The sequence below is a fragment of the Croceimicrobium sp. genome, assembly GCF_965228705.1.
In the GTDB taxonomy this organism is placed as follows: Bacteria; Bacteroidota; Bacteroidia; order Flavobacteriales; family Schleiferiaceae; genus Croceimicrobium.
The window spans coordinates 1,186,744-1,204,987 of the sequence record NZ_OZ245832.1; the positions used below are offsets into that span (position 1 = coordinate 1,186,744).

At 42.9% G+C, this 18,244-nt stretch carries 20 protein-coding genes; 16 read left to right on the forward strand and 4 right to left on the reverse strand.

All coding sequences use genetic code 11. From position 1 onward, the window contains the following. The first annotated feature begins 3 nt into the window (after positions 1-3). The 10 genes from ACO05P_RS05310 (at position 4) to ACO05P_RS05355 (ending at position 10,297) form a co-directional block, all read left to right on the forward strand. Positions 4-645, forward strand: coding sequence for a LolA family protein (locus tag ACO05P_RS05310; RefSeq protein WP_421753899.1), 642 nt, complete (start codon positions 4-6; stop codon positions 643-645). After that, complete coding sequence (locus ACO05P_RS05315; RefSeq protein WP_421753901.1) at positions 646-2,139, forward strand: LptF/LptG family permease; 1,494 nt, start codon at positions 646-648, stop codon at positions 2,137-2,139. It abuts the gene before it with no gap. Further along, positions 2,136-3,332 (forward strand): glycosyltransferase family 4 protein, encoded by a 1,197-nt coding sequence (locus ACO05P_RS05320; protein WP_421753903.1) that lies wholly within the window; start codon positions 2,136-2,138, stop codon positions 3,330-3,332. Before ACO05P_RS05315 ends, ACO05P_RS05320 begins: the two co-directional genes overlap by 4 nt. 10 nt (positions 3,333-3,342) lie before the next feature. Next, a complete protein-coding gene (locus tag ACO05P_RS05325; RefSeq protein ID WP_421753905.1) occupies positions 3,343-4,521 on the forward strand; it encodes a glycosyltransferase in 1,179 nt (392 codons plus the stop codon). Continuing rightward, positions 4,487-5,635 carry a 3,4-dihydroxy-2-butanone-4-phosphate synthase gene (gene ribB, locus ACO05P_RS05330; protein ID WP_421753907.1) on the forward strand — a complete coding sequence of 383 codons (1,149 nt, stop codon included), beginning with the start codon at positions 4,487-4,489 and terminating at the stop codon, positions 5,633-5,635. The genes ACO05P_RS05325 and ribB overlap by 35 nt, the downstream gene beginning before the upstream one ends. 130 nt (positions 5,636-5,765) lie before the next feature. After that, complete coding sequence (locus ACO05P_RS05335; RefSeq protein WP_421753908.1) at positions 5,766-6,251, forward strand: hypothetical protein; 486 nt, start codon at positions 5,766-5,768, stop codon at positions 6,249-6,251. A 221-nt stretch (positions 6,252-6,472) separates the two neighbouring features. Next, positions 6,473-7,357 (forward strand): hypothetical protein, encoded by an 885-nt coding sequence (locus ACO05P_RS05340; RefSeq protein ID WP_421753909.1) that lies wholly within the window; start codon positions 6,473-6,475, stop codon positions 7,355-7,357. Beyond that, the gene (locus ACO05P_RS05345) at positions 7,354-8,106 is read left to right on the forward strand and encodes a hypothetical protein (protein ID WP_421753910.1); all 753 of its coding nucleotides are present in this window, start codon (positions 7,354-7,356) and stop codon (positions 8,104-8,106) included. The genes ACO05P_RS05340 and ACO05P_RS05345 overlap by 4 nt, the downstream gene beginning before the upstream one ends. Next, positions 8,106-9,497, forward strand: coding sequence for an O-antigen ligase family protein (locus tag ACO05P_RS05350; RefSeq protein ID WP_421753912.1), 1,392 nt, complete (start codon positions 8,106-8,108; stop codon positions 9,495-9,497). Before ACO05P_RS05345 ends, ACO05P_RS05350 begins: the two co-directional genes overlap by 1 nt. Next, positions 9,494-10,297, forward strand: a complete 804-nt coding sequence (locus ACO05P_RS05355; RefSeq protein WP_421753914.1) for a class I SAM-dependent methyltransferase — start codon at positions 9,494-9,496, stop codon at positions 10,295-10,297. Before ACO05P_RS05350 ends, ACO05P_RS05355 begins: the two co-directional genes overlap by 4 nt. Here ACO05P_RS05355 and ACO05P_RS05360 read toward each other — a convergent pair. Further along, on the reverse strand, positions 10,281-11,231 hold the full coding sequence (locus ACO05P_RS05360; protein WP_421753916.1) for an NAD-dependent epimerase/dehydratase family protein: 951 nt from the start codon (positions 11,229-11,231) through the stop codon (positions 10,281-10,283). The two genes, ACO05P_RS05355 and ACO05P_RS05360, sit on opposite strands and share 17 nt — an antisense overlap. Before the next feature lie 116 nt (positions 11,232-11,347). Here ACO05P_RS05360 and ACO05P_RS05365 point away from each other — a divergent pair, with 116 nt between their 5' ends. After that, positions 11,348-11,710, forward strand: a complete 363-nt coding sequence (locus ACO05P_RS05365; protein ID WP_421753917.1) for a DUF2200 domain-containing protein — start codon at positions 11,348-11,350, stop codon at positions 11,708-11,710. Between the two features lie 322 nt (positions 11,711-12,032). Beyond that, positions 12,033-12,266 (forward strand): hypothetical protein, encoded by a 234-nt coding sequence (locus tag ACO05P_RS05370; RefSeq protein WP_421753919.1) that lies wholly within the window; start codon positions 12,033-12,035, stop codon positions 12,264-12,266. 6 nt (positions 12,267-12,272) lie between these two features. Here the strand turns inward: ACO05P_RS05370 and ACO05P_RS05375 are convergent, their stop codons facing one another. Continuing rightward, positions 12,273-14,462: a DUF6851 domain-containing protein gene (locus ACO05P_RS05375; RefSeq protein ID WP_421753921.1), complete on the reverse strand. Its 2,190-nt coding sequence runs from the start codon at positions 14,460-14,462 to the stop codon at positions 12,273-12,275. Positions 14,463-14,574: 112 nt separating this feature from the next. Here ACO05P_RS05375 and ACO05P_RS05380 point away from each other — a divergent pair, with 112 nt between their 5' ends. Further along, positions 14,575-15,174 carry a Pr6Pr family membrane protein gene (locus ACO05P_RS05380; RefSeq protein WP_421753923.1) on the forward strand — a complete coding sequence of 200 codons (600 nt, stop codon included), beginning with the start codon at positions 14,575-14,577 and terminating at the stop codon, positions 15,172-15,174. A gap of 48 nt (positions 15,175-15,222) precedes the next feature. Here the strand turns inward: ACO05P_RS05380 and ACO05P_RS05385 are convergent, their stop codons facing one another. Beyond that, positions 15,223-16,032, reverse strand: coding sequence for an SDR family NAD(P)-dependent oxidoreductase (locus ACO05P_RS05385; RefSeq protein ID WP_421753924.1), 810 nt, complete (start codon positions 16,030-16,032; stop codon positions 15,223-15,225). 2 nt (positions 16,033-16,034) lie between these two features. Continuing rightward, positions 16,035-16,445, reverse strand: coding sequence for an SDR family oxidoreductase (locus tag ACO05P_RS05390; RefSeq protein WP_421754885.1), 411 nt, complete (start codon positions 16,443-16,445; stop codon positions 16,035-16,037). Here ACO05P_RS05390 and ACO05P_RS05395 point away from each other — a divergent pair. From ACO05P_RS05395 to ACO05P_RS05405, 3 genes are all read left to right on the forward strand, one after another. Beyond that, positions 16,416-16,787: a hypothetical protein gene (locus tag ACO05P_RS05395; RefSeq protein WP_421753925.1), complete on the forward strand. Its 372-nt coding sequence runs from the start codon at positions 16,416-16,418 to the stop codon at positions 16,785-16,787. The genes ACO05P_RS05390 and ACO05P_RS05395 overlap by 30 nt on opposite strands. Before the next feature lie 90 nt (positions 16,788-16,877). Next, positions 16,878-17,387: a hypothetical protein gene (locus tag ACO05P_RS05400; RefSeq protein ID WP_421753927.1), complete on the forward strand. Its 510-nt coding sequence runs from the start codon at positions 16,878-16,880 to the stop codon at positions 17,385-17,387. 104 nt (positions 17,388-17,491) lie between these two features. Continuing rightward, positions 17,492-18,244 carry a Bax inhibitor-1/YccA family protein gene (locus tag ACO05P_RS05405; protein WP_421753929.1) on the forward strand — a complete coding sequence of 251 codons (753 nt, stop codon included), beginning with the start codon at positions 17,492-17,494 and terminating at the stop codon, positions 18,242-18,244.

Sequence of the window (18,244 nt, forward strand, 5' to 3'; positions counted from 1 at the left end):
GAAATGCGACGTTTATTTCCCCTACTGATAGCCGCTTTTGCCGGTCAGCTCCTATTAGCTCAAAGTCATACCGAAGCCAAAGCCTTATTACAGGAAGCGACCAAAACCATGAAAGCTTATCCAGCTTTGGAGATCAGCTTCACTTATACTTTCGAAAATACCCGCGTTGAGCCCCCTATTAAGCAAGAGCAAAAAGGAACGCTGGCCCTGCAAGGAGAAAACTACCGTCTGAAAACCGATCTTCTGGAGCAATTACGCGTAGGTAATAAGCTCTATAATATTTACCATGAGGATGAAGAAGTGCAGGTTAACACTTATGAGGAAAGTGATGAGGCAGGTTTAAGTCCGGCACGCATTCTTAGCTTCTACGAGAAAGGCTATAGCTATAAGATGGGAGGCCAGGAAACTGTGAATGGTCGCAGCATTCAATATGTCATATTAAAGCCCACTGCCAGCGAGGAGATCGACAAGATTATGATTGGCATAGATGCCCAGAGCAAAGAAGTTTATTCTATGAAACAATGGGGAACTAATGGCACCGTTACCACTTTAGTGGTTACCAAATTGGTAAAGAATGCCAAATGGCCGGCCAATCAGTTTAAGTTTGTAAAAGCAGACTATCCCGGTTATTACATTTCCGAATAGATGAAGATACTTGACCGCTTTGTTTTACGGTCTTTCTTTCGACCTTTTATCATCACATTTATTGTGATGATTCTTTTTTTATTGATGCAGTTCGTCTGGAAGTACATCGACGATCTGGTAGGTCGCGGAGTGGAATGGTATTATATCGCTGAACTCCTTTTTTATACCTCTGCTACCCTGGTTCCCATGGCCCTTCCTCTGGCGGTCTTACTCAGTTCCATTATGGTCTTGGGTACCTTAGGAGAGAACTACGAATTAGCCGCCTTAAAATCTTCGGGCTTAAGCCTGATGCGCGTAATGCGTCCCCTTTTTGTCTTTATCTGTTTCTTAGCCCTAAGTGCCTTCCTCTTTGGGAACTACGTCATTCCCATTGCCAACCTACACAGTGAAAATTTACGCCGAAACATCACCAATAAGAAGCCTGCCCTGAGTATTCGTCCGGGTATTTTCTATACCGGAATTGAAGGTTATTCAATTAAGATTGCTGATAAGTACGGTCCCAACCAAAACTTACTGGATGAAGTCTTAATCTACGACCATACCCAGAACAATGGCAATACCAAGGTAATTGTTGCGGACAGCGGTAAAATGAATGTGACCAGCGATGAGCAATTTCTGGAGATTACCCTCTATAATGGTCACAGCTACGAAGATATTATCCCCAAGAAACGTAAGGATCGCGATAACAAGCCCTTTGTAAGCTCAGCCTTTGAAGAAAGTCTGATTCGCTTTAATCTAGGCGACTTCCAGGCGGGAGACCTGCGTAAAACCGGGCGAAAGGAATTTGACATGCTCAATGTTCGACAATTGAGCGTCGCGGTAGACAGCTTGAATGATCTTTTAGCCAATCAGCAACAGGAGTTTGCTCGACAAATGGTAGACAAATATGCTTATGCTGATTTAGAAGAAAAGGAAAGGCTTGCCGAAGAAAGTGCCGTCGAAAATGACAGTACTCAAAAAGCTGTTATTAAAGGTGACCCTGAAAGTCTAAGTCCCCATTTGTTGGAAAATTTTGCGCCTGAAATGCGCAGTAGAATTTTACAGAACTCCCTGCGCATCGCTCGTGGAAATCGGGCTTATTTCACCAATGCCAGTGCCCAGTACAATTGGCGAAAAATGATGATCGCTCGCCATGTTTTAGAATGGCAGAAAAAGTTTTCAATTTCCTTTGCAGTTATTGTTCTATTCTTTGTGGGAGCGCCCTTAGGAGCTATCATCCGTAAAGGAGGTATGGGGATGCCGGTGGTGGTAAGTGTATTTATCTTTATTGTATACCATGTAACCAGCTTTAGCTTTGAAAAGCTAGGTCGTTTTATGTACTGGACGCCCTTTCAAGCCATGTGGACCGCAAACTTCATCCTACTTCCAATTGGATTGTGGTTAACCTATAAATCGGCTACCGATTCTGTAATCTTTAATATCGAGCTATACTTGAAGCCCTTTCAGAAAATTTCTGACATCTTTGTCCGTCGTTTCAAGAAGCTTGGATCTTGAGAATTTTACTTCTAAGTAATAAAGTACCTTTTCCCGCCAAAGACGGGAGCAGTATAGCTATGCGCTCTATGGTTGAGGCCCTTCGCCTTAATGATATCGACTTGCATTTACTTTGCTTAAATACCCAAAAACATTACCGCGAAGCATCCGAAATTGAAAAGCATAAGCCAGAAGGCATTGCGCTTGAATATTTCGATGTAAACACCAATGTAAATCTATGGTCAGCGGCTTTAAACTTACTTAGTGGGCAAGCCTATCACGTATCTCGCTTTAATCAGGCCTCCCTTGCTAAACGACTGGTGGAACTATTAAAGACCACTCATTTTGATATTATTCAACTGGAAGGTTTGCCCATGGCGGTATACCTGCCGTTAATTCGTAAGCACATCAAAGCTTCGGTAGTTTTAAGGGCACATAATATCGAATATCAAATTTGGGAACGCCACGTGGAGCATGAGGAAAATGTTCTGCGTAAGGCCTATTTAAATTTACAAACCCAACGCCTTAAAGCCTTCGAAAAGAAGAGTTTGGAAAAGGTAGATGGTATTGCCTTTATCAGTTCTGAAGATCAAAAGATTTACCGTGAATGGGGTGGCCGAAGCTTAAGTACCGTTTCACCCTGTGGGCTTACGCCGAATGAAAATCCACCAATCAGTGGATATGAGCCTAAGTACGATTTGGTGCATTTAGCCAGCTTAGACTGGTTACCTAACCGTCAAGGTGCAGAGTGGTTTTTAAAGGAAGTTTGGCCCCTTATTTTGGAAGCGCGACCTAGCACTACCCTGGGCTTTGGAGGTAGAGATATGCCTCCGGAATTTATAGAAATGGGCAGTGCTAATTTATGGCTCTATCCTATTGTTGAAAATGCTCGCGATTTTATTGGACATGGTCAAGTTGCCCTGATTCCTTTATTAGCGGGAAGCGGAATGCGCATAAAATTGCTCGAGTTTCTGGCTTGGGGCATGCCAACGGTTAGCACCGGCATTGGCGCAGAAGGAATTGCCATAGAGAATTATAAGCACGGAATTATCGCCGACGACCCTGAGAGCTTTGCCGCTGCGGTGGTATATTTGCTCGACGGAAAAGAATCGCGACAAGAGATGCAAATGCAGGCGCGTCAATTCTTTGAAGATAACTTCGACAATCAAATATTAGGTAAAGACCTCATTCAGTTTTACCAGACACTAATCTGAGCACTCAGGCATGACAATTTTTTGGCAGTACATTTTTTGGATTAGCCTCCTGGTGATTGCAACGCCTTATTTCATCTACCCCCTACTGATGCTCTTTTTAGCACGCTTGCGCTCTGAAACGCCCTTAGGTTTGCTTAGTGAAGAGGATTTACCTAGCGTCGATATTCTCTTCGCGGCCTATAATGAAGAAGCTGTATTAGAAGAGAAATTACAATCCTTGTTTAATCTGGATTATCCTAAAGATAAAATTCGAATTCGTGTAGGCTCCGATGCCAGTAGCGATCGTACCAATAGCATTCTCGAAAGCTGGGAAAAGAAAGATGATCGCCTTATTCCCTATCTGTTTAAACGTCGTTCCGGGAAAAGCCCCATCCTTAATTTTATTAAAGACGACAGTGAAGCCGATCTGCTGCTTTTAACTGATGCCAATATCATCTTCGAGCCTCAGACCTTAAAGCTCCTGGTGCGCAGAATGCTATCCCAAAAAAATGTGGCGGCAGTGGGAGCTGATATACACTATGGTGATTTCGAAAAGAAAGGCATTAGCGGACAGGAGGATACCTATCTGAAACTAGAGAATCGTATAAAGTACGCCGAAGCGAAAACCGCTGCGGCTCCTTTGGGCCTGGAAGGCGGATGTTATCTGATAAAGCGAGATTATTTCCCTGAAATCCCTCCCCTCTTTTACATGGAAGATTTCTTTGTTACCCTGCATGTCTTGAGTCGCAAAGCCCGGATCTTATGGGAGCCCATGGCTCGGGTTTGGGAAGATGTAAGCGTATCTCCTACTGAAGAATACAAGCGTAAGGTTCGCATTAGCATTGGGAACTTTCAAAACTTAGTGCATTACAAGCATTTCTTATGGCGTCGGCTTTGGCCTCAAGGCCTGATGTACTTCAGTCATAAGGTATTGCGATGGATTAGCCCCTTCTTCCTGCTTTTATTGCTGATTAGTGCTCCTCAGCTCCTGTTCGTGCATTGGTTCTACGGCCTCATAGCCGGGATTTATATGGCCTTTATAGGATTGGGACTGTTTGGTATCTTACTTTCGCAGAAATATTCGACCGGACTACTCCAATATCCCGGTCATTTTATCAACATGAACCTGGCACTTCTTGAAGGGTTCTTGAATTACATTAAAGGAATAAAGACAAATGCCTGGCAGCCTACCCAAAGAAAACAAGCTTAAACTGAATACCATCGATGAAGCCATTGCCGATATTAAGGCGGGTAAGGTGGTTATCGTAGTGGATGATGAAGACCGCGAAAATGAAGGCGATTTTGTGGCGGCCGCCGAAATGGTAACGCCCGAAATGATCAACTTTATGACCATTGTTGGTCGTGGCTTGATTTGCACCCCTCTGATTGAAGAGCGTTGTAAGGAACTGGAATTGGACCCTATGGTACGTCAAAACACCGACCCCATGCATACCCAGTTTACGGTTTCGGTAGACTTAAATGGACATGGGGTTACTACAGGCATTTCTGCTGCCGATCGTGCCAAAACGGTTCAGGCCTTAGTTGATCCTAAGACAAAAGCTTCTGACCTAAACCGTCCCGGGCATATTTTTCCATTAATCGCTAAGCCTGGTGGGGTATTACGCCGTACCGGTCATACCGAAGCCGCCATTGACCTGGCGCGTCTGGCTGGAAAGAAACCTGCCGGAGTGATTGTGGAAATCATGAACGAGGATGGTACCATGGCACGTCTACCTCAGTTGCGGGAAATTGCAGATAAGCATGATTTAAAATTGATCAGTATCGAAGATCTGGTGGCCTACCGCATGGAGGCAGAAAGCTTGATTAGCCTCGAAGAGGATTTTAATCTTGATACTGAGTATGGTGAGTTCCGCTTGCGTGCCTTCCGTCAAACTACCAATGATCAAATCCATATTGCCCTCACCCAAGGCAGTTGGGAACGCAATGAACCCGTATTGGTGCGTATGCATAGCACTAGTGTGGCTCATGATATTTTTGAAATCCTCACCGGAGATAGTAGCCACCAATTAGGAAAAGCGCTTAACAAAGTAAGTGAGGCCGGTAAAGGTGCAGTGGTTTATATGAACCAGCACAGCCAAAAAGGCAAACTTTTAGAGCGTATTCGTGAATACCGTATCGCTCAAGAAAGTGGAGATAAAGCACGCCAGGTAAGCTTTAAAAAAGATGCTCGTGACTTCGGTATTGGTGCACAAATATTACATCAATTAGGTATCTCCAAGGTGAAACTCCTCACCAATAATCCAATCAAGCGGGTAGGTATTACGGGCTATGGACTTACGATTACGGAGAATGTGAGGATGTGATTTGATAGAGTTTAGATTTTATACGATAGACTGGTTTGGGTACTAGTAGTTTGTAGTTAGTAATTGGTAGTTAGTTGAAGGTCCATAGGGATTCTGGCTATATTCGAGGACCAAAAATTAATGCTTCGCTATGATTAAGTCTATTAAACTGCTCAGTTACCTAAGTCTCGTATTGCTTCTTAATGCCTGTTCTATGCAGAATGGTGGCGGTTTAAGTAATATGGTGGCGGTGGTCCAAATGAAAGACCCGGTTCCAGGGGTATGTAATCTCAATTATGTTTTATCGATTATGCCCTTCGAAGGTAATGGCCAGGAGGAGGCCGTGGCTCCAAAAACGGATGCCGAACTCGAAGAAATGCTAAATGCCCAGGTTGAGTTCTTAAAGGGTAAATCTGACTATAATAATGAAGGAATGATCGGCATTATTGTGAATTGTAAGGGCAAAATGGTGTCTTGTAAAATAGACAACGAGACTCAAAGTCCGGAATTAGATGAGCAAATAGTAGCCGTTTTCAAAAGCCTGAAAGAATGGAAAGCCGGAACCATACACGGAAAAGCCATCGATACCATGGTACTTTATAGCTTTAAAATTAAAGACGGAGTTATTAGTTTGTAAAGGGTATTCCTTCGCATTTAATCGCAAAATTTAAATAGGTAGTAAGGTCTTAGCTAGTTTGTTTTACGGGGGCTAGCATAGGCTTAAATCGGTATACAACTTGTGTACAATTGCGGAAAACCATTGGAGAATAGTAAATTCGAGGAGAATTACTAGCGCAATTAAATCCCTGGGGAGGGTTTTATATTGCTTAAGGCTTAAGGCCGACCCTATTTTACCGCATGACTACCGATCTTCTACAAATCAGCAGCAGCAAGCAATTGCGTGAATCGATTCGAGATACATTATGGTATTTTGAATTCTTCAATCACGGATTAAGCTTAACTGAAATCCATCGATACTTAAGAGAAAAGATGGACCTCAATAGCTTAGAATCTGAATTGAAACAGGCTGTTTCAAGAAAAGAGATTTTTGAAGTCGATGGATATTATGCCCTTTGTGAAAAAAGTCTGGAAATTCGAATTCAGAATAAAGCACGCAACAAAAAGTGGCTGGGCATCGCAAAAAGAATGAGTCGTCTCATTCAAAGTTTTCCCTTTGTTCGAGCAGTATATATATCAGGTTCTCTTTCCAAACAGGGGCTTACCGGTGAAGATGATGATATTGATTATTTCTTGATCACGGCCCATAATCGAGTTTGGACGGCCAAGTTCTTTTTGATGGTCTTTAAAAAGGTATTCCTTTTAAATTCAAAAAAATACTTCTGTATTAACCTTCTTCGGGATGAAAATCATCTGGCTTTTGAGAGGCATAATATCTATATCGCCACAGAGGCGGTTTCCGTTCTTCCTCTGAATCATCCGGAGTATTTAGCTCAATTGTTTAAAGAAAACAGCTGGATTCAGGACTATTTCCCCAATGCTCATATCGAAAAATCCGGCAAGTCTCCAACCCGAATTAAAAGGGCCCTTGAACATTTTTTGGACTTATTTCTGGGCGCAGGTTTTGAAAAATGGTGTCAAGCCTTATTCGAGCGTCATGTGCAAAATCAAAAGCAAGGCCCCAATGCGCATTTTGAAACCTCTGAATATTCCTCTGCCTATTTTCCAGATAGCATTGAAACCCGCATTCTCAATCATTACCAAAGCAAAGCAAGTCTTCTATGACAAGATCTACTATTCTCATCAGTTTAGTGGTTGGATTCCTTTTTTTCGGTCTGGGTTTTATCAGACCAGCAAAGTACTATTCTGAAATAGCCGTATTTGTTCCACTTACCTTATTGGAAAAGCAGATTGAACAAAATGGCATTGGCTTTGGAGCTCCTGCAGAAATTGATGCACATATTGAGCTTATGCGTTCACCGCGGATTAAAAGTGAACTGAAATCACTCTATCCGAATAGCGATTTCAAATTCGAAGTTTCAAAGACCCGTAATAATGCCGTTCTGGTAGAAGTTTGGGCTTCGGAACCCGAAAGCGCCGCTAAAATTGCTCAGGAAGTAGTAGATCTTACCGATTCCCTTAAACAGATCATGTTAGTACAAAATGTTGGTCAATCTCATGCATTTGTTAGTGAGGGTTTGAAAGAAACACGGCGAGACATGGACAGTCTGCAAATCATTCTCGACTCGCTTCGTATAGCCGCCATTGAAGATTCCATCGCCTTGGCATCGGAAGTGTTTAAATACGAACATCTTTTCGGATCGGAAGTTGTAGCCCTCAACCAACTAAAAATTCGCCGACAACAATTAGATGCCTATCTAAAGGCTCCGGCTCCTAAATCCTACATCATTTATGCCCCGGAAGTTCCTGATGAGCCCGCCGGGATTCCTGCATGGGCCATGGGCTTAATTGCGGCAGCACTTTGTTTTTTAGCGGGCTATGCCTGGCAAATTTACCGTAAGCAAGTAGCCTAATGCCCTCACCAAAGGCATTAAAATGGCTTCTGGTACTGGCTTTCATTGCCATGGCCATGGCCTATTATTTCGATCGTTACTGGCATTGGATTGCCTTGGCCTTCGCCGCGGGAATCTTTTGTTTGATCGTTTACCTTAAAAATGCATTTAGGTATCTAATCCCGGGTTTAGCGCTCATCCTCCCAATTTCCGTAGCCCTAGCCATTTCCAACAGTGCCAAAATGGTTTTGCCAGCGGAGTTTATTATTGTAATCCTCGCTCCCATTGTTTTGATAAAGCTTTGGGAAAATCGAAAAGAGAAGTTCCTCCTTCGATTTCCCTGGCCAGCCCTATGGCTTTTGAGCTTTATTCCGGGTTTGATCTTTAGCGAACTGGTTTTAGTCTCGCTTAAATTTTGGATTCTTAACGGACTCTATGTGTTGGTCTTCTATTATGGAATCCTCCTTTGGCGTGCAGAAGGAGGCAATTTCAATCAATTGATAAAACTCTTTGCCTGGGCCTTACTACCTGCGATGCTTATTGGACTATACCATTTTGCGGAATATGAATTTAATCCCATTACCTTGGCGGGAATCTATAAGCCCTTTTTTTATTCACACACCTATTTTGGAGCTACGCTTGCTATTATTGCAGGTTTCGCCCTCGGGCAGATAAGTAAGCATAGAAATTGGTGGCCGATGGCTATTGCCTTTACTGTTCTAGCTTTAATCAGCGGGTCCAGAGCCGCACTTTGGAGCATCCTCTTTATGCTGGGAATCTATGCCTTATTACAATTAAAACCACTTTGGCGATTTGCACTCCCAGCTTTGGCTATTGTTCTGGCATTAAGTTTTGGTGCCTATTCCAAAATTGAGGAACTGTTCACCTACAATCGTTACCAAAGTTATGATCCCAATGCGAGCCTGGTTGAAAAAACCATGTCGGTAACCAATGTGCAAAGTGATGTAAGCAATATCGAACGCCTTAACCGCTGGGTATCTGCCCTTAGAATGTTTGAGGAACGACCGCATTGGGGTTTTGGCCCAGGCACTTATCAATTTACCTATATCCCCTTTCAGGAGAAAAAACTGGAAAACCGCCTTACGGTTCATAATCCCGATTCTCCGCCAGAAGGCTCCGGGGGAACGGCTCATTCAGAACTATTGTTGCAATTGTCCGAGAATGGCTGGTCCTCAGTTGTTCTTTTCTGCATTATTCTTGGGCGCTGGTTTTTCAAGGGCTTTACCGCCAGATCCGCCAGTAAGGCCATTTACCTTCCCTTCCTCTTAGGATTGAGCACTTATTACTTTCACATGCATTTCAATAATTTCCTCAATCAACCTGCCTTTGCCTTTCTTTTTTGGTCATTTGGGGCAATGATTGAATTTCAAACCCAGTCGCAGAAAGAATGAGCTATTACGATGATGTTGGTAATTACTATGATAAGGATGCCCGCGATTTTGAGAACCGCTATTGGAAGAATAGAGCCCTACAACGCATTCGGCAGGCCTTCCGTGAGGAAGTAAAACGCTATCCCTTTAAAAAAGGCCTGGAAGTAGGGATTGGTCCGGGTTTCGACCTGATTCATTTCGCTCGTATTTTTAAGGAGAGTCAATTTTTTGGGATCGATATTGCTCAGGAAATGGTGAATCTAACTGCAGATAAAATTCCTAGTTTACCTCATCAAAACACCAAAGTAGCTCAGGGCAGTGTGGAAGATCTTAAGAGGCTGTTTCCGGATGAAAAATATGATATGATTTATGTTTTCTTCGGCGCACTTAATACAGTTGAGGATTTACCATTGGCCTTTAAAGAATTGGAAAAACTAATGGCTCCCGGGGGGCGAATGGTACTCACCTTTGTAAATAAATGGTACTTGGCGGGAATGCTAATTGAACTACTCAAATTAAAGCCTCGCTGGGCTTTTGCCCGCTTGCGAAAAGTTTGGGGCGGTTATTCCCCCACCCAATTTCTGGCCAGTAAATGTTATTCCAGCAGACAAATAAAAGCAATGGCCAAACAAGCTAATTTACATTGCTTGAAGCGTGAAGGATTTAGCATTGCATATCCCGCCTGGTATTACCACGGCTTACATCAAAAGCTACCTGCCGCCATATTGCAAAAACTATGGAAGTTGGACCGTAATCTAAGTAAAGGTCCTTTGGGTGAATTTGGAGAATATGCTCTCTACGAATTCAGGAAAGCAGACTAAATGCTTTTGCTTCCTCAATAACAGATTGTAGCAGAGAACTTAAGTCTTGGTAGTAAGGCGTATATGTCTCCTTCCAGCTTTGATGCTGAGTGCGAACCGGAATATTGGAACACAAGGCTTCGGTAACCGTCTCGCCAAATCGTTCCATACATGCTGTTAAAGGAATATTGCGGGCTTCCAGTCCCATAATTTGAGCTACAGCCTCCGCAAATTCCTTTTGGGATATCGGTGCAAAACCATATAGATTATAATCTTTTCCGGGCTCACCTTCTTGATAGCAATGCTTTAATTGACCGGCGCAATCTCCTAAAGGCAAGAGCGACATCATTTGTTGCCCATCTCCATAATAAGGTACTGCACCATGCTCCCAGGCAACTTTCAAAAAGAAATGCAAGAACCAGGAATCCGGACCAAATATCCAAGCCGGTCTAGCCATGCGCACATCTAAAACACCTTCCTTCTGTGCTTCAATCCAAGGTTGTTCGGCAATAGCATATTGCTTAGCATAGGCGGTTGGTGCTAAGGGAGCACTTTCGTCGATCTCCTGAACCTGTGGCCCATACATTAAGGTTCCGCTGCAATAGACTATTACTGGCGGCGTCTCCATCTTTTTCAACAATGCAATCAAGCGTCTATTTGCCTGCGCACCTTTTAAAGCAGCTTCCTTGCGTTTCTTCGGTGTCGAACCCGCTAAACGGGCACAATGATAAATGACCTTGGGAGGAAAACGTTTTAACCAATGGGCATCTAATTCTTCCAAAGGGTTAAGGATAAAATTACTGCGCTCCATCAATTCCAAATCCACACGGCGATTACCAAAACAGCTTAGTAAAGCCTCTTCATTTGTATCAGCAAGTAATTCCAAACTCAGGGCCTTTCCAACATAACCGGTAGCGCCCAAAACCCAAATTGATTCTTGTGCTTTTTCTTGCATGGAATAAAGGTAGACTTATCTGCTAAATGAAGGGCTAAAGTCTTGAAGGCTTCTAAGCTTTAAGCCCATCCTACCCTAATAAATTAGTACTTTGCTCATTCCAAAAAGCTCTCAAAATGAATAGTACTGCTCAAGATGAAAAGATCGCCAAACTAAGTTTTGCATCGGTGTATCCACATTATATCAACAAGGTAGAACGCAAGGGTCGAACTAAGGCCGAATTGCTTGAGGTAATTGAGTGGCTAACGGGCTATAATGAAGCTGATCTTCAAGTGCATATCGATCAAAAATCAAGCTTTGGGGAATTCTTCGACCAAGCCAGTCTCAATCCAAATGCGCATCTTATCAAAGGTGTGATTTGTGGTTATCGAGTTGAGGAAATTGAAAATCCCCTCAGTCAAAAGGTTCGCTATTTGGACAAACTGGTAGATGAATTGGCGAAGGGCAAGAAAATGGAGAAAATACTTAGAAAGGCTTAATTCAATTTAAGTATCCATGATGTCTGGTATTCGCTCCAAAATAAAGGTTGAAAACCTTGTCCTTTTCGTGTTTGGACTCATTTGTCTTATCAATCTAATCTACGCGCAATTTAAAGGGTTTAGCCTACCTTACCTATTTTACTTCAATTGCATTGCTTGGATTATTCTTCGCCTTGCGCAATCTTTCAAGTGGTTTCGAATTACAGGGCCATTATTTATTATTTTGATTTTAGCAAGCCTAAAAATCACAACCCTATCTCCCGTCTACGACCTCTTCTTTCATATAGGTGTTTTTCCTAAAATTCTGGTAATTCCACTCATCTTGACCTTGATCTTATTGATTGGTCGATGGAAAGAGATCAAATCCGCTTGGTTAAAAATACTGGGACGCAGTCCTGAGCAAAAAGCGCAACAAAGGCTATCCAGTCAAGAACAGTTCAAACAGAAATTTCAAAACCTGACTGAGGAGCAGTTAATGGCCAAAAGGAATCAAAAGCTTCAGCCTGGCGCACAGGATGCTATTCATGAACTTTTGAAGGAAAAAAAGGACGGATAAACTATTCTATTGCTTCACTACTAATTGAGCCCACTGCTTTGTAGCTCCATCCAATCGCAAGAGATACAAGCCTCTACTTAAATGCCGCATGGGTATTAAGAATTGCTTGGCATTGGTTTTAGCCGGAATGTTTTCCTGATAAACGAGCTCGCCATTTAAATTAAGAAGTTGAATGCTTATCGCTTCCGAGAAATTGTTTTGTACCAGGCAATCTTCCTGGTTGGGCACAGGATTAGGGTAAGCTTGCAATAAGTTCCGATCAGAGCCCGCCAGGCCTTGTTCTCCACTGAAATAACTCAAGGCAAAATTGAAAGCATCTGTACCAATCTCTTTCCCCATTATTCTACCGGGAATATCATCTACCGGTGGATGGATTCCTCCCCAAATACGCGATAAACTGCATTGATCGGAGGCGTCGGTGTATTTGGCCCATTGCAAAATTATATCCTGACTGGGCCCTTCTTCAAATACCAAAAATTGATTCTTGGGGGCATGAAATTCTCCCATCCCTCCTGGGAAATAAGGATCACCAGTAAGCAGAGTCATAATTTCTGCCGCTGCTCTGGAGAAAGTCGAATGTCCTGATAAATAGCCCGCAAAAGGTGGGGTTACAAAAGTGGGTCTTTGATAGGGCCACCAGTTTTCCGCCAATATCCAGCCTACTCCCGCCATATCAAGCTCAGGATCACTAATCGAGTCGGGCCCCATCCAAGCCTTGACTTTTATTTTCCCCCAATGCACACTGGAAGGGCCTACTAAGGCATCATTGGAATCTACCTGCTCAATTAAACCTGGAATCAAGGGTAATCCTCGTGGGTTAAAACGGGGTTTATTAGGATAAGAACTTTGTCCGCGATCAGCCATAAAACGCAAGGCTGAAATTGGTCGTAGGTAATCATACCATCCCTTGCAGCCCCATGATCCGATAGCGGCATCATGCATGGCGCCTCCCATGGCGAAATAAGCTTTCACATCCCATTCCAGCTCGTTTAAAATTGGCCCTTCTCCATGCAGGCGCTTTTCAAACAGAGGATGATCATTCACATAATTGAGCAGGGTAAACCAATGTCCAGGCGGAGTTTCGGAATCAGGACCATCCGCCCAAAACTCCGCCAGAACTCGCGCATAATCGCCACGACGAACATATTGGGGCTGATAGGGCTGACCCGTTACGGGATTTACAGTATATCCCTGTCCAGGATCACCCCCTTCCCTTAAATCATAAAACTGTCGCATTTCTGCCTCATTTTGAGGATAGCTCTGCACATTACCTATGGAAGCAGGGGAAATATCCCAAATCACTCCATCTGTAGTATCCATATGAGACGACCAGGTAGAGACCAAACTAAAGGACCATTTATAATAATCATCCAAACCTTTCAAGGTATCCAGATGCGGAGGCGCCCCCGGATCATGGAATACCCAATAATCATAGTTATTTCGGCGGTATATACTCAGGTCTTCCTCCTGAAGTGCAAAAGCCGCCACTTCGCCCCATTCCGGGCTTAAAAAGTCAATGGTATCTGCCGCAATTAAATTTCCACCTTGATCAACGAAGGTCTCTAAAGCCAAAGGTTGCCAACGATTTACTTCGCGTAAGACCGGGTTTCCGGGCAATACGGGAATTAGCGGAGCATTAGCCGGGCGATAATGCCGATTGCGATAGCCATTTCCTTCATTTGCCCCATCCTGCAAGCCATACAAAATCATTTGCTCGGCTAAATAATTTCCGAGAGCAGCTGGATTTCCATCACTATAATCCGAGCTACTAAAATTTCGATCATAGCCTAATTTATCCATTAATGAATCGTAAAGAAAAAGGCTCTCTTCTGCACCTGGACTGTGGGCAAAACGATGTTTTAATAATCGATAGGCTGCATAGGATATCGTTTCCTCTTGAGCTGCCTGCCTATCACCGGGTATGGGAACTCCCGTAAATAAGCACGCAAAACCATGCAGGCGCTTCCCTAAAAAATAAGGCTCCGCAACCGGATCATAAACTGCCCAGGCATCATACATAAGTACGGATGTATGGAAAAGATTTCGAGCGTGAATAGTTGGACGAGCGAGATCATGGCGAATCCCTTCTAAAAGCACCTCATTCCATTGCCGGGCCACAGAATGTTGGGCTTTAACAGCAAAACTATTAGAAAGTAAAAGGATTAAAATCGAAAACTGATAAACACGTTTTTCCATGTAAAAGGGGATTCCCTGCTAAGTTAGCATAATCTCAATTCCGCAGTCGAAACTTAGAATTTCAGCATTCCAGGAAGTTGTACCTTTTAATGCCTTTTAAAATCGAGTTTTTATGCGCAGATGGTTTTCTCTAATCATGGTTATTATTGGCTATTTCGCTGTGATTAGTCAGTTTAAACTCATGATAGATACAAGCGAAGTTTCCCCCACAGAAACTCTGATTCGCTTCTTTAGTTTCTTCACCATATTAACCAATAGCATGGTAGCCATTTACCACAGCTTTGAGTTGGCCGGTTCTAAAAGACTTCGTAAACCGGCCCTATTAACTGCACTTACCGTATACATTTTTATTGTAGGATTAATATATCAAATTGCACTACGCTCTATTTGGGAGCCACAAGGTTTAGCTATGGTAGTGGACGAGCTTTTACACAGCTTAATTCCCTTTCTAAGCTTAATTTATTGGTGGCTTTATGAGGATGCTAAATTGCTTAAATGGGAACAAATCCCTTGGTTTCTCATCTACCCTTTAATCTATCTGATTTATATTTTGATTCGCGGTGCCTACTCCGGCTTTTACCCTTATCCCTTTCTTCAGGTTGATGAAATAGGCTGGACCCAAAGCCTTCAAAATATTGGCTTGCTCTTTTTCACTTTTTTAGCTTTTGGAAGTCTTTTTCTTGGGCTTGTAAAACGAAAACAGCGATCTTAAAATAAGACCGCTGCTTTAATGGTATCAGGTTGCTAATAGTATAAGATGCTAGGATGCCTTGGCCATCTGAGCCATTTTCTTCGTGATAAAATCAACGGCCCGTTTTGGACTAAAGCGATAGAATAAATCGAGAAAACGGGCATCCTTACCTACCATTATCCGGTATTTATCCGCTTTCATTCCATTGAGAATTATCTCGGCAGCCTTCTCGGCAGATAAGGTCATGGAGGCCTGTTCTTCAGCACTTACATCCGAACGCATCTCCACATTAGAATTTTTGGTGATATTGGTATTTACCGCTCCCGGATGAACCACGGTGACCTTGACATTGGTCTCCTTTAACTCGGCGTATAAACCTTCCGTTAGCAGTTTTACCGCAGCTTTAGAAGCGCCATAAAAGCTCTGACCGGGAAAAGGAATAAAACCGCCCATACTGGAAATATTCACAATATGCGCTTCGGGTCTTTCCAATAAAACGGGTAAGAAAGACTTCACCATGTAGAGAGTCCCATACAAATTGATATTAAAGATCCGCTCAATGCGATCGTAAGCCAAATCCTTAATCGGCACAAAGGGCTGAATGATGCCAGCATTATTGATAATTCCATCTACAGCCCCATGCAAGGCTATTAATTCAGCCGGTAAGGCTTCTACCCTTTCGCGATCCGTAATATCTACTGCGTGGGTGCTCATGGCGGTAGAACCTTTACCAGCTAGGTCGCGAGTTTCTTCCAGTCCCTCTTCATTAATATCAATACCTGCCACCCGAGCGCCTTCTTTAATAAGTTGTAAGCTCAGGGCTCGTCCCATGCCACTACCAGCACCGGTTACCACAATTACCTTCCCGTTTACCTTCATATCTAATGACTTTGATTTGCTAGTGCTTCTTTCATGGCTTTGGCCGAATATCCAGCCGTAACACCACCATCGCAAGGAATGTCTATACCGGTGGTATAGCCTTGTTTGGTGCTGGCCATAAAAGCAATAAGTTCTGCAATTTCCTCAGGTTTTCCAAAACGTTTTATGGCGGCCATCCCCAACATTGCCGCAGAGCCCCTTTTTTCTTCTAATCGTCCCATATCGGTATCGAAGCTTCCGGGAGATATAGAAATGATTCGAGCTCCTTTGGCTCCAAATTGAGCGGCACTTTTTTTAGAGTACCAGGACACAAAGTTCTTACTGATCGAATAAGCAATTCCCGCCCTACCCTTTATCGGAACTTTAAGGATAAGGGTGCTCTGGTGGCAACCGTTTTTGAATACAATATTGATCTGCTAGATCACTATGCTCAAAAATTGGAAAAGGATCAGCAGGCTTGTTTTAAAATTTTGGAAATGATTGCCTATCAACAAGCCCGCTTTCAGGCATTAATTGTTTTTTTCCCAGGCGATGAAACTCCCTTAATCCAGCGCGTCCTAAAAATAATGGAAGGACCTGTAAACCGAGCTAAGGCCCAGAAATTATTACGCGAGGATTTTGATTTGGAAAGGGATCTTCTTTTAATCATTCGGATGTTGGCCTTTTCCATTGGAAATACCCAGGGTGAGCACTGGAAGAGCGAAGCCCAAAGAGCCCTTAAACTATTATTGGAAGGTATTCGTATTAATCACTAAGGTTTCCTACTTAAGTCAAATAGATAAAGTCAATCAGCAAGCAGCAATTTTGGTAAGCTTTTCGCTGTATCTCATCCAAATTCTGCAACTATGTTTAAAAATCTACTTCTTCTTGGCAGTCTCTTTATTCTACTTAGTGCATGTTCTAAAGAAGAGGAATCTAAATCTGCCACCCTTCATTATTATTTTGAGCTCAGTACTGAGGATAGTGAAACCCGCTTAGTGGAATTCGACTTTCAATATATGCGTGCTCATCGTTCTGATCCCCGCGAAATTCGCAGTGTGTATTTGGATCCCGGTTTCGTTCAAATTTCTAATCAAGAGCGACAAAAACACTATATCGGTGCCTCCAGTATAGAAGCTCAATTCATTGATGCCTACGATATTTCCCTTTCTGGCTTTCGCCTGATACGTCCAAATGACACCTTAGAACTCCGTTTACTAAATTCTCCTCAGGATCAAATTCCTTGTAATATACAGCCCGACAAAGGCGACAATCTGGATTTATATTTCGATTTAAACCTAGACCGGTCCTTAATACTGGATTCGGCCGGTTTCAACTGGATCCGACCCCAATTTCAAATTCGCAGAGGCTTTTAATATCGCCTGACAATAGTGGGCATAGCCTGTAAAACTTGTTGCATGGGGGCATCTCTCCCTATGGGCCTTTTACTTAACTTGATGGCCTAAAGCATTTTTGAAATATGTCACTTTTTAAATCCAGCAATCCTGCTTTGCGTAGTTCTACCTTCGAGAAGCAAAACTCCTTTATCGATACCAGCAATAGCATGACGGTTGAAGGAACGGTAGGTAAAATTGCAATTTTAAGCCTCCTGGTATTTTGTACGGCGATCTTCAGTTGGAATCAGTTTATGGAGGCTGAAAGCTTTGAAGGTTTTAGAAGTTATTTAATTGGTGGCAGCATTGGTGGTTTGCTTACTGCCCTGATTGTCATTTTCAATCCTAAAAGCTCGCCCTATCTAGCCCCTCTTTATGCCTTATTAGAAGGCTTGGTCTTAGGAGCCCTTTCTGCTATGTTCGAATACTCTTACCCCGGTATTGCCGTGCAGGCTATTCTACTCACCTTCGGTGTGCTTTTTGGGATGTTATTTGCCTTCCGTTCAGGACTAATAAAAGTAACACAGCAATTTAGGTCTATGGTCATTTCGGCCACCTTTGGCATTGCCATTATCTACCTAATATCTTTTGTAGGAAGCTTTTTTGGTTTTCCTATCCCTATGATTCATGAAGCCAGCACCTTTGGAATTATCTTTTCATTAGTAGTGGTTGCTATTGCCGCTTTAAATCTGGTTTTGGATTTTGATTTTATCGAAAAATCTGCTGAGCGAGGTGCCCCAAAATACATGGAATGGTACGGCGCTTTTGGCCTGATGGTAACCCTTATTTGGCTCTATCTTGAAATCCTGCGCTTACTTTCCAAATTAAGAGAACGCTAG

Bases quoted from the DNA above. Each gene is read 5' to 3' on its own strand.
- ACO05P_RS05400 (WP_421753927.1), top strand. From the start codon at position 16,878: ATGTTTAAAAATCTACTTCTTCTTGGCAGTCTCTTTATTCTACTTAGT.
- ACO05P_RS05360 (WP_421753916.1), bottom strand. From the start codon at position 11,231: ATGCAAGAAAAAGCACAAGAATCAATTTGGGTTTTGGGCGCTACCGGT.
- ribB (WP_421753907.1), top strand. From the start codon at position 4,487: ATGCCTGGCAGCCTACCCAAAGAAAACAAGCTTAAACTGAATACCATC.
- ACO05P_RS05350 (WP_421753912.1), top strand. From the start codon at position 8,106: ATGCCCTCACCAAAGGCATTAAAATGGCTTCTGGTACTGGCTTTCATT.
- ACO05P_RS05355 (WP_421753914.1), top strand. From the start codon at position 9,494: ATGAGCTATTACGATGATGTTGGTAATTACTATGATAAGGATGCCCGC.
- ACO05P_RS05345 (WP_421753910.1), top strand. From the start codon at position 7,354: ATGACAAGATCTACTATTCTCATCAGTTTAGTGGTTGGATTCCTTTTT.
- ACO05P_RS05315 (WP_421753901.1), top strand. From the start codon at position 646: ATGAAGATACTTGACCGCTTTGTTTTACGGTCTTTCTTTCGACCTTTT.
- ACO05P_RS05380 (WP_421753923.1), top strand. From the start codon at position 14,575: ATGCGCAGATGGTTTTCTCTAATCATGGTTATTATTGGCTATTTCGCT.
- ACO05P_RS05310 (WP_421753899.1), top strand. From the start codon at position 4: ATGCGACGTTTATTTCCCCTACTGATAGCCGCTTTTGCCGGTCAGCTC.
- ACO05P_RS05340 (WP_421753909.1), top strand. From the start codon at position 6,473: ATGACTACCGATCTTCTACAAATCAGCAGCAGCAAGCAATTGCGTGAA.
- ACO05P_RS05375 (WP_421753921.1), bottom strand. From the start codon at position 14,462: ATGGAAAAACGTGTTTATCAGTTTTCGATTTTAATCCTTTTACTTTCT.
- ACO05P_RS05335 (WP_421753908.1), top strand. From the start codon at position 5,766: ATGATTAAGTCTATTAAACTGCTCAGTTACCTAAGTCTCGTATTGCTT.
- ACO05P_RS05365 (WP_421753917.1), top strand. From the start codon at position 11,348: ATGAATAGTACTGCTCAAGATGAAAAGATCGCCAAACTAAGTTTTGCA.
- ACO05P_RS05325 (WP_421753905.1), top strand. From the start codon at position 3,343: ATGACAATTTTTTGGCAGTACATTTTTTGGATTAGCCTCCTGGTGATT.
- ACO05P_RS05385 (WP_421753924.1), bottom strand. From the start codon at position 16,032: ATGAAGGTAAACGGGAAGGTAATTGTGGTAACCGGTGCTGGTAGTGGC.
- ACO05P_RS05405 (WP_421753929.1), top strand. From the start codon at position 17,492: ATGTCACTTTTTAAATCCAGCAATCCTGCTTTGCGTAGTTCTACCTTC.